This is a genomic window from Acinetobacter sp. TTH0-4 (assembly GCF_015602665.1).
Lineage (GTDB): Bacteria > Pseudomonadota > Gammaproteobacteria > Pseudomonadales > Moraxellaceae > Acinetobacter > Acinetobacter albensis.
This window is the reverse complement of the sequence record NZ_CP059079.1, coordinates 1472890-1490588: the sequence shown is the minus strand read 5'-3', so window position 1 is coordinate 1490588 and position 17699 is coordinate 1472890. Positions and strand designations below refer to the sequence as shown.

General features: G+C 36.3%; 16 protein-coding genes and 1 pseudogene. 8 read left to right on the top strand and 9 right to left on the bottom strand.

The window, feature by feature from the left end:
- The first annotated feature begins 12 nt into the window (after positions 1-12).
- Both H0S58_RS06895 and H0S58_RS06890 read left to right on the top strand, forming a co-directional pair.
- The gene (locus H0S58_RS06895; protein ID WP_053578012.1) at positions 13-849 is read left to right on the top strand and encodes a pyruvate, water dikinase regulatory protein; all 837 of its coding nucleotides are present in this window, start codon (positions 13-15) and stop codon (positions 847-849) included.
- A gap of 84 nt (positions 850-933) precedes the next feature.
- Positions 934-1662, top strand: coding sequence for a hypothetical protein (locus H0S58_RS06890; protein WP_195726107.1), 729 nt, complete (start codon positions 934-936; stop codon positions 1660-1662).
- 64 nt (positions 1663-1726) lie between these two features.
- Here the strand turns inward: H0S58_RS06890 and H0S58_RS06885 are convergent, their stop codons facing one another.
- From H0S58_RS06885 to H0S58_RS06865, 5 genes are all read right to left on the bottom strand, one after another.
- Positions 1727-2281 carry a flavoprotein gene (locus tag H0S58_RS06885; RefSeq protein ID WP_092719067.1) on the bottom strand — a complete coding sequence of 185 codons (555 nt, stop codon included), beginning with the start codon at positions 2279-2281 and terminating at the stop codon, positions 1727-1729.
- A 271-nt stretch (positions 2282-2552) separates the two neighbouring features.
- Positions 2553-3014: an inner membrane protein YiaA gene (gene yiaA, locus H0S58_RS06880; protein ID WP_195726106.1), complete on the bottom strand. Its 462-nt coding sequence runs from the start codon at positions 3012-3014 to the stop codon at positions 2553-2555.
- 175 nt (positions 3015-3189) lie between these two features.
- On the bottom strand, positions 3190-4191 hold the full coding sequence (locus tag H0S58_RS06875) for an LLM class flavin-dependent oxidoreductase (protein WP_195726105.1): 1002 nt from the start codon (positions 4189-4191) through the stop codon (positions 3190-3192).
- A gap of 167 nt (positions 4192-4358) precedes the next feature.
- Complete coding sequence (locus tag H0S58_RS06870; RefSeq protein WP_092719075.1) at positions 4359-4856, bottom strand: hypothetical protein; 498 nt, start codon at positions 4854-4856, stop codon at positions 4359-4361.
- Positions 4857-5384: 528 nt separating this feature from the next.
- The gene (locus tag H0S58_RS06865; protein ID WP_195726104.1) at positions 5385-5816 is read right to left on the bottom strand and encodes a hypothetical protein; all 432 of its coding nucleotides are present in this window, start codon (positions 5814-5816) and stop codon (positions 5385-5387) included.
- A gap of 366 nt (positions 5817-6182) precedes the next feature.
- Here H0S58_RS06865 and prfA point away from each other — a divergent pair, with 366 nt between their 5' ends.
- The gene (gene prfA, locus H0S58_RS06860; RefSeq protein WP_195726103.1) at positions 6183-7271 is read left to right on the top strand and encodes a peptide chain release factor 1; all 1089 of its coding nucleotides are present in this window, start codon (positions 6183-6185) and stop codon (positions 7269-7271) included.
- Positions 7271-8089: a peptide chain release factor N(5)-glutamine methyltransferase gene (gene prmC, locus H0S58_RS06855; RefSeq protein ID WP_195726102.1), complete on the top strand. Its 819-nt coding sequence runs from the start codon at positions 7271-7273 to the stop codon at positions 8087-8089. Before prfA ends, prmC begins: the two co-directional genes overlap by 1 nt.
- Positions 8090-8117: 28 nt before the next feature.
- Here the strand turns inward: prmC and H0S58_RS06850 are convergent.
- The 4 genes and pseudogenes from H0S58_RS06850 to H0S58_RS06835 form a co-directional block, all read right to left on the bottom strand.
- A pseudogene (locus H0S58_RS06850) lies at positions 8118-8820 on the bottom strand (ABC transporter permease); the annotation flags it as partial.
- A gap of 131 nt (positions 8821-8951) precedes the next feature.
- Entirely contained in the window at positions 8952-9923 is a 972-nt protein-coding gene (locus tag H0S58_RS06845) for an aliphatic sulfonate ABC transporter substrate-binding protein (RefSeq protein WP_195726101.1), read from the bottom strand.
- A gap of 497 nt (positions 9924-10420) precedes the next feature.
- Positions 10421-10774 carry a hypothetical protein gene (locus tag H0S58_RS06840; protein ID WP_053578001.1) on the bottom strand — a complete coding sequence of 118 codons (354 nt, stop codon included), beginning with the start codon at positions 10772-10774 and terminating at the stop codon, positions 10421-10423.
- Between the two features lie 204 nt (positions 10775-10978).
- Entirely contained in the window at positions 10979-12001 is a 1023-nt protein-coding gene (locus H0S58_RS06835) for an AraC family transcriptional regulator (RefSeq protein WP_195726100.1), read from the bottom strand.
- 157 nt (positions 12002-12158) lie between these two features.
- On the opposite strand from H0S58_RS06835, the gene H0S58_RS06830 reads away from it, so the two are divergent.
- From H0S58_RS06830 to H0S58_RS06815, 4 genes are all read left to right on the top strand, one after another.
- Positions 12159-12929, top strand: coding sequence for a 3-hydroxyacyl-CoA dehydrogenase (locus tag H0S58_RS06830; RefSeq protein WP_092719092.1), 771 nt, complete (start codon positions 12159-12161; stop codon positions 12927-12929).
- 555 nt (positions 12930-13484) lie between these two features.
- Positions 13485-15134, top strand: coding sequence for an AMP-binding protein (locus tag H0S58_RS06825; protein ID WP_195727575.1), 1650 nt, complete (start codon positions 13485-13487; stop codon positions 15132-15134).
- Between the two features lie 354 nt (positions 15135-15488).
- The gene (locus H0S58_RS06820; protein ID WP_193890430.1) at positions 15489-16262 is read left to right on the top strand and encodes a HesA/MoeB/ThiF family protein; all 774 of its coding nucleotides are present in this window, start codon (positions 15489-15491) and stop codon (positions 16260-16262) included.
- A gap of 58 nt (positions 16263-16320) precedes the next feature.
- Positions 16321-17619, top strand: a complete 1299-nt coding sequence (locus H0S58_RS06815) for an ABC1 kinase family protein (protein ID WP_193890432.1) — start codon at positions 16321-16323, stop codon at positions 17617-17619.
- Positions 17620-17699 lie beyond the last annotated feature (80 nt).

The window sequence follows — 17699 nt, the reverse complement described above, 5'->3', positions numbered from 1 at the left end:
AGGAGAATTTTAATGTCAGAAGGTAAACAGATTAAGCGCAGTGTTTTTTTTATTTCCGATGGTACAGCAATTACGGCTGAAACCCTTGGTCACTCATTGTTAGCACAGTTTCCTCATGTTGATTTTAATATTCATATTATTCCTTATATTACCTCTGAAGAAGCAGCAATGGAGGTAGTTGCAGAAATTAATAAACGTGCTGAGCAAGATGGAAATCAACCTTTGGTTTTTGATACATTGGTCGACCCGTATGCACGTGATATTATTAACACCGCAAATGCTATAAATCTTGATGTTTTTGAAGGTCTTATAAGTAAATTGTCTGAGGTTTTAGGTACACCACCTACAACTTTAGTCGGGCAGACCCATGCAGTAACAGATTCTGAGTCTTATAAGGCACGAATTGATGCAGTACATTTTGCTTTAGACAATGATGATGGCGCGCGAACACGTCATTATGACAAAGCTGATTTAATTTTAATTGGCGTATCACGTTCAGGTAAAACACCAACTTCAATTTATTTGTCCTTACAATTTGGAATCCGTGTGGCGAATTACCCTTTAACTGAAGAAGACCTCGATGACAATCGTTTACCTGCTGTTTTAAAAGCGCATAAGAATAAATTGTTCGGTTTAATGATTGATGCGGAAAGGTTGGTTGCCATTCGTTCTGAACGTAAAGCCAATAGTCGTTATGCAAGTTTTAGTCAATGTCAGATGGAATTACGCGCCATTGAAGGCATTTATATTTCAGAAGGTTTGAAGTATTTAAATGTATCTGAAATGTCGATTGAGGAAATTTCAACTCGTGTGTTACAGATGACAGGTTTAAAGCGTCGCATTGGTTAATTGTGATTACATTAATAAAGAATAAGAGTCTTTTATTGGGCTCTTATTTTATGTCATAAATAACAAAAAGAACGGGTGAATGAGATGAAAGAAATATCGAAAATAGTCGGATTGATGGTTTTATCTATAGGTTGCTTAAGCCAGAGTTATGCCAATACCACAACTTTAGGTACGCAAGAACAGCAGATTTATAAAAAATACAGTCAACAGGATTTTTACACCATCAATGAAAAACTTGAAACTGATGTCGTAAAGTTAATTGAAAAGAATGCAAATAGTTATAAGTATTCATTTCCTCAATTGACTGAAAATCTGAATTTAAATATTCACTATGCGCCTGATCAAGTATTTAAAACGTATACTTTTGATGTCGGTGGTGGTGGGACTATGGGAACCTATTCATCTTATGCGCAGTTCAAAAATGCACCTAAGCATAAACTGCAATCTATCGAAACGGGTTTTATTCGAAATATTAACCAAGTTACGTTATCTGGACAGGCTATTTATTTAATTCAAAGTTATTATAAAGGGGATAGCTGCGTAGGCGCTTATCAAATACAAGCCTATAAACAACAAAAAAATCAGTTGCATTCAGTTCCCATTTTTCAAACCAAAACCAAGAAATTAGACACTGTTCGTGTGGATTATGATTGCCAATACGATACGGAGCGTAAAGGTGATTATATTCGTGTCTCAAAAGATATGAAGTTTATTGATATTAAATTATTAGATCAAAATACTAAACCCACAGGTAAATATTTACGTTATCAAAAAACGAATAGTCATTATCAATATGTGGGTACAGTAAAGTAAGTGAGAGAAGAAAGAGATCTTATTGAGTCTCTTTCTTGTGTTTTTTAGATAAGTTGCTCAAATTCTAATAAGTGGTAATGATGATATCGACTGGATGTTCAGTGCCATCCATGCTGTGTATCGCATGATTGGTAATTTTGACTACGGGCCAAGTAATTAACTGACAGTTCTGATGTTGCATAGCGCGATAATAGCTATCTGATTTAAAAAATAATTTATTTTCACTAGCGGAATTCGGCATAAGCTGACGCTTTAGCCAGTTATTTTTAACCTCTGATTCAAGATAGCGAATCGCCAAAAGGGATTTAACTCGATTGTTAAATAATCGTCTATTCTTAATGATAAGCGGATGTGATAGAAGTTTATGTATGCCTTTTTCAGTACGTGGCAACACAAAATGTGGAGTAATTTGAAATACTTTAATGGATTGAGCGCTATTACAGAGTTGTTCTAGGTGCGTAACCATATACTGATTTGCACCAATAATTGCCACATTGAATGTTGAAAAATCAAATGACTTTAAGTCTTCTGCACGAATTACATTCCCTGTAAATTTATTAAAAAAATCAGGGGAGTTTTGAAAAAAGCCATCCAAAGCATTTTTTCTCTTATCAACCATTTTACTGTCCTTTGTTATTTTATTTCATTGAAATGCTTTTTATAGGTTAATCATATAGCCAAGATAAATAGAGTGGTAAAGATTTTTTAGCAGTCGTGTCAGTCATCGTTAATCTAAAATATAGCCAAAAGTAGCTTTTAAAAATAAAGGATGCCGAAAATTTTATAAAAAAGTCATCTGAGGAAATAGCACAAATTATTTTTATAAATAAAAAAATTATTTAAAAATGAAGAGTTAAAGCTATCTATCACCAGTTTAAATTAACTACTTTTTATTGTGAGTCATCGTTATGATCGGTATTTGGAAATTCGGGAAGCTTAGGCGTTTGACTATGGGTTCTTAAATAATCCAAATCACGAATATTTTTTTGGACTGCAACAGCACCAAATAAACTCAGTAAAAAAGCCATGATATAAAATCCTTTTTCACTTAATTGGAGCGAAGCATTCCAGAGTCCAATGGTCAGTAAAAATGCACAAATAATGATGGATGCCCAACATAATCCAAAATAAATAGAGGTGACAGAAATGCCTTCAAGTTTATCGCGGACAATTTTTTGCAAAGACACTGCTGCAAATAAACCATATAAAATCAAAATTAGATAATAGCCTTTTTCATTAAATGGCATTTGTGCATTCCATAAGCCAATAATATAAGCGGCTATACCTGCAATAAGCGCAACCCAGCTTGCTGCAATAAAAGCTGAAGTGGGTTTGTTAATATATTGATTCATCAGACTTCCATTTTTATGTTCAGTTATTTTTATATTGCTATTATGCCTTAGCAAAACAAGATCGCAAAGCGTGTTTAACCTTTATTAAATTTAAGAGGCTCGGTATTCAATAGTCGTATTATTTTTGAAATCTAAATAGCAGCTAAAATGATGCTATTTAGATTTTCTGAAAATTTCAGGCGTTTTTGATATCCATCAATAATTCAAAATTTTCGATACGTTTGTCTGTATCATAAATATCACATGTAAATATAAACTCATCAATTTCATACTGTGCTAAAAGATCTTCCAAGCCTGCTTTAACCGTTTCAGGTGAACCTACTTGAGACATCGCATAGAAGTTATTAACAGACATTTTTTCTGCAGGAGACCAAATTCCTTCCATGCTTTCTACGGGTGCTTTAAGTTTCAAGCTTTGACCACGCATCAACCCCAAAACACGTTGGTAGGCGCTGGTGGCCAAATATGCTGCTTCTTCATCAGAATGCGCAACAACGGTAGGAACTCCCATCGAAATATAGGGGCGATCTAAATATTCAGAAGCCTCGAAATTGTCGCGATAAAGTTGAATCGCTTGACCCAGCATACGTGGTGCAAAATGTGAGGCAAATGAATAGGGAAGTCCTAATTTTGCTGCCAATTGTGCGCTAAATAAACTTGAACCCAATAACCAAACAGGCACATGCGTGTTTTGACCGGGCGTAGCGACTATACGTTGATGTGGTGCTGGCTCTTTGAAATATTGCAATATTTCCATCACATCTTGCGGGAATTGATCTTCGGTTTCTTGGCGACCACGGCGTAAAGCGCGCATAGTGAGTTGGTCAGTCCCGGGAGCACGTCCTAAACCCAATTCCACTCGATCAGGATAGAGTGTGGCTAAAGTACCAAATTGCTCTGCAACAACCAACGGTGCATGATTGGGCAACATAATACCGCCTGAACCTACTTTCAAACTGTGGGTGTTGGCCAAGAGGTAACCTAGTAAAACAGCAGTTGCTGAGCTGGCAATACCATCCATATTATGATGTTCTGCTAACCAGAGTCTTTTATAACCCAGACTCTCTGCTTTTTGAGCCAGTGCCAAAGCATGATGTAGGGAAAATTGAATACTTTTATCATCACGCACAGGAGCGAGTTCAAGAATTGAAAATTGGGTATCTTTTAATGAACGCATGGAATATCTCAAATATAGAATCTCATCAAAGCATACGTTGACTCACGTGTTTTGTATATCGTTTTTTTTCGATATTAAATTTGTTGTTTATTTAGCTATAGAGAACGTGCAAAAAAAAGCACCCGAAGGTGCTTTTAACTGACATGTAAATATTTGAGTTAGTCAGCTTAACGACGTTTATTCCAGCCTAAATGGCGACCATTATCACGTCGGTAATTACGGTCATTGTAGCTGTATTTGCTATTGCGATAACCTCTATCGTTATAACGATTATCTCGTTCATCATCGTAGCGGCGATCTTCGCTTACTTTTTTACCCAATACCGAACCACCCGCAGAGCCGAGTGCAGCTCCTGCGTATCCACCTGTGCTACCCGCAACACTTTGACCGACTGTATAGCCACCTGCACCACCTAAAGCTGCACCAATAGCTGCACCTGTTCGATCGCGTTTACTGGCTGATGCCGCTGCACCACCTGCACCACCCAGAGCCGAGCCAATCATCGCACCAGTATTACCACCCATTTGTTTACCAATTGCAGCACCGACTACACCACCAAGTGCAGAAGTTAAAGCAACATTAGTATTGGTGCCTGCATAAGAGGTAGTTGTGGCTACAGCTGATGTGGCAAGTACTGCAGCTAAAATCATTGAATTAAATTTCATCGTAAACTCCTTGTGGAGGCTTTTGTTATGTCTTGAGCTTAATGTAATAAGAAATGTGAAATTGAAGATGAATGAGTTGTTCATGGTTTGTATTTTTTGTCTGCCAAATTCATTCATAATTGATATTACATATAGACAAAAGACTCAGTGCTATCAAAAGTATTCACACTTAAATCTAAGTAAGTTAAATGCACAATCATAGATTCTGAGCGTTTGAGTCTTTTAATTGGATTTAAGTTTTAAACTAAAATATTTTTAAGCTATTTTTTATGATAATTGGTTTTTATCGATCAAAGGATAGTTTAGGCTTGCATTTCGAAGGCTAATGTAGCCTAGTTTATGACTTGAAAATTAAGCTGATTCAAATCTTTTCTGTAGTAATGAAAAATAGGATTTACAGTTTTAAATCTTTAGATTTATCAAAATTTTATCTAAGAATATTTTGAAATAGAAAATAAAAAATACCAATCAATTTTAATTGATTGGTATTTGTTTGATAAAACTCGTACTGATTAAATGTTTGATCAATTAACGGTGATTACGACGGTGTTTTTTTGAATGTTTTTTATAAGAGCGTTGATCTGCACGGCGATCCTCTGATACTTTTTTACCAAGCACAGAACCACCAGCAGCACCCAAAGCTGAACCGACATATCCACCAGTTGTACCACCGACATTTTTACCGACAGTATAACCACCGACACCACCTAGACCGCCACCAATTGCAGCGCCTGTACGGTTACGGCGGTCTGCAGAAACAGCAGCACCACCCGCACCACCAATTGCAGAACCAATCATCGCACCAGTGTTACCACCCATACTTTTACCAATAGCAGTACCTGCAACACTACCTAATGCAGAAGTGGCTGCAATACGTGTTGAGTTATCTGCATAAGCATTAACGGCCATCATTGAAGTTGCTGCTAATGTTGCGCTTAATAAGAATGCATTTAGTTTCATGATGAACTCCATGTCCGAATGATTTGGACGTTTAATTAATTTATTTCGTTGAAGCAAATGTAACAAAAATGTTTTAGAACAATATGGAGAGCTATCAACACAGTTGTGGCATTTGGTGTCTGCTTTGTAAAGTTTCATTAACAATATGGAGGAAACGCTTCAAATGTGGTTTGTAGCGCTGAATAATTAAGCAATTGGCTGATTTATAGATTTATTGATATTTTGCATGTTCAGGCTTAAATATTGGTGTCGCGACATTATCTATGTCATTTAAACCTGAGAATCGTTACACTAGATACAATTTTTTAAGCCCATTCTGTGTCATATCCAACATAGAAAAGCCTTTATATTGAGATATTTTGTAAAATGAAAGAGTCGTTACGTTTACGATTAGATCAACTCTCTGACCGTCATGAAGAATTAACCGCATTACTTGCGGATATAGAAGTCATTTCTGACAACAAGCGCTTTCGCCAACTTTCGCGTGAACATAATGATTTAACAGATATAACCGAAGTCTGGAAAAAGTATACGCAAGCAGAACAAGATATAGAAACTGCCGTAACAATGTTGTCTGATCCTGATTTTAAGGAAATGGCACAAGAAGAAATTCAAACCAATAAAGCGATTATTAGTCAGCTTGAAGCTGATTTAAATATTTTAATGATTCCTAAAGATCCCAATGATGCAAATTCAGCTTATTTGGAAATTCGCGCTGGAACCGGCGGAGATGAAGCTGCTATTTTTTCAGGTGATTTATATCGCATGTATAGCAAGTATGCTGAGACTCAAGGCTGGAAATTGGAAGTTTTGTCTGAAAATGAAGGTGAGCATGGCGGATATAAAGAAGTTATTTGCCTGATTAATGGTGAAGGCGTATATGGTCGTTTGAAATTTGAAAGTGGTGCGCACCGTGTCCAACGTGTGCCTGCAACAGAGTCTCAAGGGCGGGTACATACTTCCGCGTGTACAGTCGCCATTTTACCAGAAGTAGATGTTGATACTTCAGTTGAAATCAATGCTTCTGATCTACGTATTGATACATATCGTGCTTCGGGTGCAGGAGGACAGCATATTAATAAGACTGACTCTGCGGTCCGTATTACCCATTTGCCGTCTGGTGTCGTAGTTGAATGTCAAGATGAACGTTCTCAACATAAAAATAAAGCCAAAGCGATGGCACTCTTGGTGTCACGTTTAGAAAATGCCAAGCGTGCAGCAGCAGATGCAGCCACTTCAGAAATGCGCCGTGATTTGGTAGGTTCAGGAGATCGGTCAGAACGGATTCGTACTTATAATTACCCACAAGGGCGTATGACTGATCATCGTATTAACCTGACTTTATATAAGTTGGATGCAGTGATGGAAGGCGATTTGACCGAACTACTGGATAGTTTACATCGTGAATATCAGGCAGATCAGTTGGCGATGCTTGCACAACAGAATGGTGGCTAATGAACATTGAACAAGCTTTAACTTTACGCGGAGAAGCGGAAAGTTACGAACGTCAAGAAAACGCATGGCTACTTGAGCATCTTACTCAAATTGATTCATTTGATTTGTTGATGAAAAAAACTCAAGAACTTACGCTTGAACAAGAACAGCAATATATCGCTGGGCTAGAGCGTATTGCTGCGGGTGAGCCTCTGGCTTATATCACAGGTTCTCAACCCTTTTGGACACTTGATTTAAAAGTGACTCAAGATACGTTGGTGCCTCGCCCAGATACCGAAGTATTGGTCGAAACAGTTTTAAAGTTAGACTTACCTAATGATGCCCGTATTGTGGATTTGGGAACAGGAACAGGTGCCATTGCTTTGTCACTGGCCAGTGAGCGTCCAGAATGGTCGATAACGGCAACTGATATTTACGCACCCACTTTAGAGGTGGCACAGTTTAATGCTGAAAAACATGATTTAACGCAGGTTAAATTTGCTTTAGGACATTGGTTTAAAGCATTAGAACGTAATCAATTTTTTGATGTGATTGTTTCGAATCCGCCGTATATCGATCCAGATGATGAGCACATGCAAGATTTGGCAACCGAACCAAAGCGCGCTTTGGTTGCAGCGAATAACGGTTTAGCTGATCTTGAGTTCATTATTCAAAATGGTAAAAAATGGTTGACTGCAAATGGCTGGATTGCACTTGAACACGGTTATAATCAAGCGGGTGTCGTCTATCAATTGTTTAAAAAATATGGTTATACAGAGATTCAAACCATTAAAGATTATGGTGGTAATAATCGTGTAACTATTGGTTGTTCAATGTAATTTAAAAAAATAAAGCGCTAAAAGCGCTTTATTTTTTGACTACATCGCGCCAACGTAATTGCTTATTTTCAATAAGTTTCATTAAACCATCACTGATTTTTCCGAGAATAGCCAACAAAATAATGGCAATAATCACAATATCAGGTCGAGATGTTTCCCGTCCGTCACTCAGTAAATAGCCAATCCCTTGCGTTGCTGCAATGAGTTCAGCTGCAATCATAAACATCCAAGATAAGCTTAAACTGTTACGTAAGCCCGTTAAAATACCAGGTGAAGCAGCAGGTAAAATAATTTCTTTAATTTGTTGAAAATATTTCAATCGATAGACTTGTGCAACTTCAATCAATTTGCGATCTACGCCCTGAATAGCAGCCACAGCATTGGTATAAGTCGGAAAAAAATGCGCCAATTGCAATTAAGGTGATTTTGGAAGTTTCATCAATTCCCAACCATAAAAGTAACAGAGGAATCCAAGCCAAGCTTGGAATTGATTTAAGCGCTGAAAAAGAAGGTTCTAAAAAATCTTCAGCGTGTTTATTTAATCCGACAAAAATAGCAAATATCAGTGCAAGTCCACTTCCAATAAAAAAACCAAAGAAAACTCGCCAAGTACTGGTCCAAATATGCTGCCATAAATCACCCTTGGCCAACTCTACTAAAGACTGCCATAAGCTACTTGGAGCAGGAAGCAAATAGGATGCTATAAAGCCTTTACGCACAAGTACTTCACACAGAATGACCAGTAAAATCGGCAAAAAAACCCCTTTAAGCCTGCTTTAAAGTTTAAGCCAGCGCGGCGAAATGCTTTTCTTCACTGCCCGAATTTTTATAGGTGTATCATTAGTTTCTAAAGGATAAGACATTATTTGGTCACAACTTTTTGTGCATATTTAGCATCAAATAATTGATCAATCACTTGATTAACATTCGTATTTTTACGAACCAAATTTTCTTCAGTCAAGATAGTTCCAGATTTTTTTAAGGCATTGATATGTTTTATGGTTGGAATGCTTTGTTCAAAATTGGTTCGACTTAATTGCAGTTTAGCCACAGCTATGGGTAATTTGGCTTCACGTGCCAATAACTCTGCCAACTGGTCTGGATTGGCTTTGGCCCATTTACGTGCTTGTTCATAGGCTTTAATGACTGCTTCTATGGCCTCAGGACTTTGTTTCGCAAATTTTTCTTTGGTACTCAAAACACTGAAACTATTAAATCCGACATTTCGATAAAGTAGTCTTGCACCTGATTGTATTTGTGCAGCCGCCATTAGCGGATCTAAGCCTGCCCAAGCATCGACCTGTCCACGATCGAGTGCAGTTTTGCCATCTGGATGTTGCAAGTGCACCAATTGAACGTCTTTTTTATTCAAACCTGCAGTTTCAAGTGCCTGCAAAGTAAACAGAAAAGGATCAGTTCCTTTGGTTGCCGCAATCTTTTTCCCTTTTAAATCCTGAATACTCTTAATTGTTGAATTTTTTGCAACGACTAAAGCTGTCCATTCGGGTTGACTTTGGATGTACACTGTTTTAATTGGGCTACCATTCGCACGACTCAATGCAGCTGCTAAACCCGCAGTTGATGAAAAATCGATACTATCGCTATTTAAGTACTCCAATGAGCGATTACTGCCTTGGCTAAAGACCCATTTAATTTCAGTTTTAGGCAATGCTTTTTCCAATAGTTTTTGCTCTTTCACCACTAAACTTGTAGGCGCGTAATAAGCGTAGTCTAGCTTGAGTGTATCGGGGAGAGCTGAAAAACTCTGTTGAGTTAGGAAAGTAAGTGTGATTGCAGTAAGTAATTTTTTAGTTTTAAAGTCAAAACTGTGCATTTATAGACCCCATAAAATTGTAGAACATTGTATGGAAGCAGATACTGCCAGTAATTAAAGGGTAATCAGAAACCAGTAATTTTTATAAAATTATCTTAATTTTGCATATATGAAATTTAAGATTTCAAGTATATGAAATTTATAGTATTAATCTATATTTTTAAGTTTTTTCTTCTTTATATTAAAAACATAAATTGAAATAGAAAAAGGTAATAATTTATATTTAATCATTATGTATATTCAATGTGATTTCATTGTAATTACAAAATTAGAGTTTATCATATCATTGTAAACATCTGTGATTACTCAAATTTTATGAGATATTCAATAGAATACTATTTAAAAAAACAAAACTGAGTGATTGTATTTCATGGTTCGAATTAAACTATTTTGTATTAAAGCTTAAAATCTATACAAGAACTATTACTCTGCAATGAGGTCATTTAATTAAGCCAAAAAAGCGACTTTATAAAGTCGCTTTTAGCTTTAGTTTGATTTTATATAGGAAAGTCTTTGAGACAATCTGAGATATCTAACTGAGTGAGCGAATCAGTTTCGAGTGCTAAACAGAGCGTCACAATTTTTGCTGTATCAGCAAGAGATTGATCATCTTTTAAAGCAATACCAGTTTTTAAGATTTGAATACGCTCAGCAGGAATATCTAGAGCCTGAGCTAATTCAATAGCATCGGCACGATTGAAAAAGCTGATCATTGCTTTTTCAAGTGCTGAGTCAGAAGAATTTAAAATTCCTTGATTCACTAGCTCATCAAATTGAGATGTGTGAGTGTTGAGAGAATGAGTAAAGTTTTGCACTAAATTTTGCTCTAGTACATCAATCATCTTTAGCATGTCAGAACCTTTAATTTAAGGTGATTTCACGGGGAGGAGAACAGCAGATTAAGCATAAAATATGCTTTAAAATTGATTGAAAAATAACCCATTTTGGAACATTATGCAAACATCTTTAGATGAGTGAACAGAAAGTGAATTAAACGCATGAAAAACTTAAATATTATAAAATGATTAATTTTGATTAAACGAATACAAAAGACATTATTGTTCCTGATGTTGACGATAAGCTCCAGGACTGACGCCTGTCCATTTTTTAAAAGCACGATGAAAAGCGCTGGGATCATGAAAGTTTAATTGATGACTAATATCCTGCAATGTTTTTGACGTATTGGTTAAAAAGTCTATTGCCATATCGCAGCGGATATCATTTTTGAGTTGTTGATAGCTCACGCCTTCACTTTTTAGGCGCCTTTGTATGGTTGCATTTGACATATTAAAATATTGTGCAATTTCATTTAGTTCTAACCAATTCGACGGTGGATATTTGATTAAATATTTGCGTAATTGGGTACTAATTGCATTGGGGTTTTTGAAACGAACCAATAAATTTTGTGGCGTATTTTGAATAAATTGATGCCATGAGGATGAGTCTTGTTTAATGGTGATATTTAAATAGTTGGCATCAAACTGTATATAATTTTCATCACTATTATATTGAATATTCTCACAAAATCGAACCTTGTAATCATGATCATCTAGTGGTGCATCACACTTAAGTTGTATTTGCTGGATGAACACTCTCTGTCGGCTTAACCAACACATCAAGCCATGAATAAAGATTAAATAAGTGGCATAGCTAAACATTCTTTTTGGATTTTTTTGATCATAAATAATGATATAGGCATAATTTTCCTGAACAAATAACTGACTGTTAAAATCATCTAAAACAATATTCAAAAATTGCAAAATATGTTGTAGTGCTTTTTCTACTGTTTCATTGTGCATGGCGGATTTTGCTAAAAATTTAAAACTTCCACGACGCATGGGATGACTATCAATACCAAAAAATTCATCATTCATTAAATTTGCAAGTTCAACCCATAACTTTGCATATTGTGAAACCGAAACCCGAGCTTTAGAGGTATTTAGTAATTCTAGAGGTATACCGGAATTGATTAATACAGATTCAGTGTTTAAACCCTTTTGATGTGCGACCAGTAGGGCTTCATGAACCAAATGAATTGAAATAGTATCTTTGTTGTAATGTGCGTTTTGGTGAGTCATGTACTGAATATCCAGAGTCAGCTCATTGCTTGAATAACATTTCATTATCCAAATCTATCATTGATTATGCAATATTTTGAAATTGTACTTTAATACAAGTGTATTTACTCTGCACCATAAGTCGAAAGCTTATTTAAATCATCAACAGGAATATAAAATGAAAATTCAAGGAAAAGTTTTTGTGGTGACTGGTGGTGCTTCAGGTTTAGGTGCAGCAACAGCTCGTTACTTAATTGAAAAAAAAGCAAAAGTGATTATGGTGGATATGAATCATGAGTTAGGAACTGAACTTCAACAACAATTGGGTGCAGCAGCATTATTTATCACACTAGATGTGACCGATGAAGATGCAGTTAAAACTTTTTTTGAAAATATTGAGCAACAATATGGTCAGCTAAATGGCTTAGTCAATTGTGCAGGAATTGGACCATCTGCTAAGGTTTTAGGCCGTGATGGTATACATGAACTTGCGTTATTTCAAAAAGTGTTCAACATAAATGTGATGGGAACATTTAATATGATTCGCTTTGCTGCAAACCTGATGGCCAAATACCAACTTCAAAGTGATGAAGAAGAAAGAGGTGTGATTGTCAATACCGCTTCGGTTGCCGCATTTGATGGTCAAATTGGTCAAACGGCTTATGCAGGATCTAAAGGCGCAGTGGTTGCTATGACTTTGCCGTTGGCACGTGAACTTGCACGTGAAGCCATTCGTGTCATGACGATTGCACCTGGCATTATGGAAACACCGATGTTAAAAAGTTTGCCACAAAATGTTCAAGATGCTTTAGGAGAAATGGTGCCATTTCCACCACGTTTGGCGAAGCCTGAAGAATTTGCGCATATGGTGGGTCATATCTTTGAAAATAGCTATTTGAATGGTGAAGTCATTCGTTTAGATGGTGCAATTCGTATGCAACCGAAGTAATTTTTCATTATTTTTATAATATTGTCATGGTTTTATACTTATTGTGAGTCGCTTTTGGTTAATTGTATTTCAATATTATTAACCAAAATTTTACTCATTAAAAATTGTTAAATTATATTGAGGGTGTAAAAACCTTTAGATAAATTCAAAACTTATGGCGCTCTGTGTTGGGAAGTTGCCAATGATTTTTGAGTTTAAAAACACTCAAAAATAGATTTCTTCATACTTATGAAATTGAGAAAAATAAAATAATAACTTTGAATATTAAAACAGGAAAATCAATTGAATTCATTCAGTGTGACCACTTTGTAATGTTCATTTCATCGCTGTTAAATTTAGACTTTAGTCATTGCTCAAATATCGCATTTCTTTTGAGAGATATGGAAATTGCAGCAATCATTTAATCATGGTTATCTAAATACATCATGTGTAAAAAGTAAAAAATGCTGAATAGAATTTGGTATTCAAATGATGAAAACAATAATGAAAATGGATGAGCAAAGTGAAAGCATGATGCAAAGCTTTGTTTTAAAACAACGGATAAAGGTACACGCCATGAAGACACTAGAACAGGCACATCAAGAATTTAATTTTAACGATTTCCTTCAGCAACAGTTGGTGGGTACATCACATTTAGTCAATGCCTATGTTGAATGTTGTGAACGTTATCTCGGGTCACATAAAACTGCTTTAATTTGGGAAGGTCAAAATGGTGAATCTGAAAAATGGACTTTTGAGCAACTTGCTGAGGCTTCAGGAAAATTAGCCAATTATTTTGATTCATTAGGCTTAAAAGCGGGGGATTGTATTGCAGGACTTTTACCGCGTACACCAGAATTACTGATTACCGTTTTGGCGACATGGCGTATTGGAGCAATTTATCAACCTTTATTTACCGCATTTGAATCTAAAGCCATTGAACATCGTGTAAATGTCGCTAAAACTCAACTGATTGTGACCAATGAAGAACAAGGCTTAAAACTTAAGAATATAGTGTTGCCAAATATTATAACAGTCCATCATTCAAATAGCCTAAGTGAGAGTGAAAATACTGATTTCTGGATTGTATTGAATCAACAAATATCATCATTTACACCCGTTATGCGCAGCTTTGAAGACGATTTTTTAATGATGTTTACCTCAGGAACGACAGGTTTAGCAAAATCGGTTCCCGTTCCTTTAAAAGCTGTATTGGCATTCAAAGGTTATATGACTTATGCAATCGATTTATGTGAACAAGATTCATATTGGAATTTGGCTGATCCTGGTTGGGCATATGGTTTGTACTACGGAATTACAGGGCCTTTAAGCTTGGGTCACAGTATTATTATGGATGAACGCGCTTTTAGTGTAGATAACGCAATTCAGCTGATTAAAAAATATAAAGTCAGTAACTTAGCAGGCTCACCTACCGCATTTCGAATGTTTTTTGGATTTAAAGAAAAATTTGACGCTTCGATTAAAAAGCATTTGCGTGTGGTCAGTAGTGCGGGAGAACCTTTAACACCAGAAGTCATTCACTGGTTTAAAAATGATTTAAATGTCAATATTTACGATCATTATGGTCAGACTGAACTCGGCATGGTCGTTGCAAACCATCACGCCTTGGAGCATAAAAAGAAAGTTGGCTCAGCAGGTTATGCTATTCCAGGACACCGCTTTGCAGTATTAAATTCACTTCATCAGGAAGTTGAAAAAGGTGAAATTGGTACACTTGCTATAGACTGTTCTCAATCTCCTTTAACGTGGTTTAAAGGTTATGACGGGCACAATCTAAAATCATTTGTCGGACATTATTATTTAACTGGCGATACCGTGAAATTAAATGAGTTTGGTGGTATTGATTTTGTGGGTCGTGCTGACGATGTAATTACAACGTCAGGTTATAGGGTTGGGCCTTTTGATGTTGAAAGCACATTACTTGAATGTGAAGAAGTATTAGAGTCTGCTGTTATTGGTAAACCGGATCCTGAGCGTACTGAGGTGGTAAAAGCCTTTGTGGTTCTTAAATCTCAATTTTTAGCTTCTGAGGCATTAAGCCAAAAATTACAAGGCTATGTACGTTCTCGGTTGTCTAAACATGCTTATCCGAAAGAAATCGAATTTGTTGAAACCTTACCCAAGACGTCAAGTGGAAAAATTCAACGCAATTTGCTTAAACAGCAGGAAATTGCAAAATTACAGATGACTCAAAAAGTGGGTTAATATGATCTAAATAACTCTTTGATATTTAAGAAAGCATTTGAATAAATGCTTTCTTTATTAATGTGGTGATTATTTTAGAACTGACTGAACTTCCCCGCTATAAGCTTTCTATATGGCAGTGAACTGCAACTTTCTACACTAAACTTCCAATTTAACAAAAAGATAATCTTAATTTTTATAAAACACCCAAAAAAAATAATAAACAAGATGTTTATTTTATTGAGTTTTTATAAGGTAATAAAAAATGGGATTAAGCTGTCACCTTAATCAAAAAATCTTTTTAAATTAATCCATATACCATAAAAAATTGTTAGAATTTTTAGCTAGCCAAAGAAAGATAGAGCAGAATATAGTTTGACTAATCATACTGATATAGATTTAGAGTTAAGTGATGAAGAAATGCATCTCTATAGTCGTCAAATATTACTTGAAGGCTGGGATATTGATGCTCAAGAAAAACTCAAGTTTGCAAATATTTTAATCATAGGTTGTGGGGGCATTGGTTGTACCACAGCAGAGTTATTGGCTCGCGCGGGTGTTGGGAAAATTACTTTAATTGATGCGGATACCATTGAGATCAGTAATCTGCAACGACAAATTGCTTATGTAGAAGAAAATATTGGTTTTTATAAAGCTGAAATCTTGGCTAAACGACTGAATCAAATCAATCCACACATATGCGTTGAATCTCGAACCATAAAACTGGATGCTCACAATGCAGCACAACTCATTTCTAAACAAGATTTAGTACTGGATGGTTGCGATAACTTCACGACACGTTATTTGGTCAACCAAACGTGCAAACAGTTTGATGTTCCTTTAATCAGCGCATCTGCAATTGGTTTTCAAGGACAATTATTGATGGTTGAAGGCGATTCGGCCTGTTATGAATGTCTATTTCCGAAAGAGCAGCATGCCAATGAAAATTTACGCTGTGCAGATTCAGGTGTATTGGCCACAACTCCAAATGTCATGGCCAGTTTACAAGCCCATCATGCTTTGTTGTATTTAGGTTTGGGTAAAACACCACTGAAGCAAAAACTGATGCTTTGGGATGGTTTAACCATGAAGCAACGTATACTTGCTTTCGAAAATGATACAGATTGCCCAACTTGTCAGGCAAGATAAGCCTGCAAAATGCTATTTTTTTGCTACACTCACTACAATTTAATTCTACGCTGACATTATGAAAAACAATATTTGGTTGGATGGATTGCGTTCAGTCGCCCGTGTGGGTGAAACAGCAGTCATTGCAGCAAAAGCTGGTATTAAGTACGCCACAGAAAAACCCAGCAATGCAAAATTGATGCGTGAAACGTTTGAATCTTTGGGTTCAACCTACATTAAACTTGGGCAATTCATTGCCAGTACACCTTCATTGTTTCCAAGAGAATATGTAGAAGAGTTTCAAGGTTGTTTAGATCAAACCCCATCTTTGCCATTTAGCTATGTGCAGGGGGTTTTAGCATCTGAATTTGCAGGCAGAAATTTAGATGAAATCTTTAGCTCTATTGATGAAAAACCTTTAGCTTCAGCCTCTATTGCACAAGTTCACGCAGCTAGACTGGTAACGGGTGAAGATGTTGTTATTAAAGTACAAAAACCTGGTGTAGAAACCATTTTGTATACCGACTTAAATGTATTACATTGGGCGGCCAAAATTTTAGAAAAAGCAGTTCCGAAAGTTAAATTTGCTTCACTTGCGGATATTGTAGATGAAATCAAAACGCGTATGGTTCGTGAAGTTGATTTCATTGAAGAAGCACAAAACCTCGATGATTTTGTGGACTATTTGAATGTGACACAAAATACCAAAGCAACAGCACCCAGAGTTTACCATCAGTATTCGACCCGCCGCATTTTAACGATGCAACGATTGTATGGCGTACCATTGACCGACTTTGATGTGGTTAAAAAAGTATCCAAAGATCCGTCTCAGGTATTAATTACTGCGATGAATACTTGGTTTGGTAGTCTAATGATGTGTAAGAGTTTCCATGCTGATTTACATGCTGGAAATCTAATGCTACTTGAGGATGGTCGTGTCGGTTTTATTGACTTCGGTATTGTTGGACAGCTGAATCCTGAAGTTTGGACGGCATGTATTGCATTTATGGATGCATTGCAACGTACTGATTATCAGGCCATGGCAAAAAATATGTTAAATATGGGTATGACAGACCATAAAGTTGATACTCAAGTGCTTGCGGCCGATTTAGAACGCTTATTTGGTGGCGTGTTGCTGAGCGATCCGCAAGAATTACTGAGCTCAAATCCTGCAGATTTAAACGATATCATGATGGATATGGTGGCTGTAGGGGAGCGTCATGGTATTCGTTTCCCGCGTGACTTTGCCTTGCTGTTTAAACAAATGTTGTATTTTGATCGGTTTATGCGCATCCTCGCACCTTATACCGATATTTATGCAGACCAGCGTCTACAAATGGTGCAGACTCTGGATCCAAATGTGTTGTTAAAAAATTAATTTAAATCTTTTTTGAATTTTAAAACAAAGCAGTAAAATTGATGGCTGAATTGATTTTATTGCTCAAGGCTTTAAAGCAA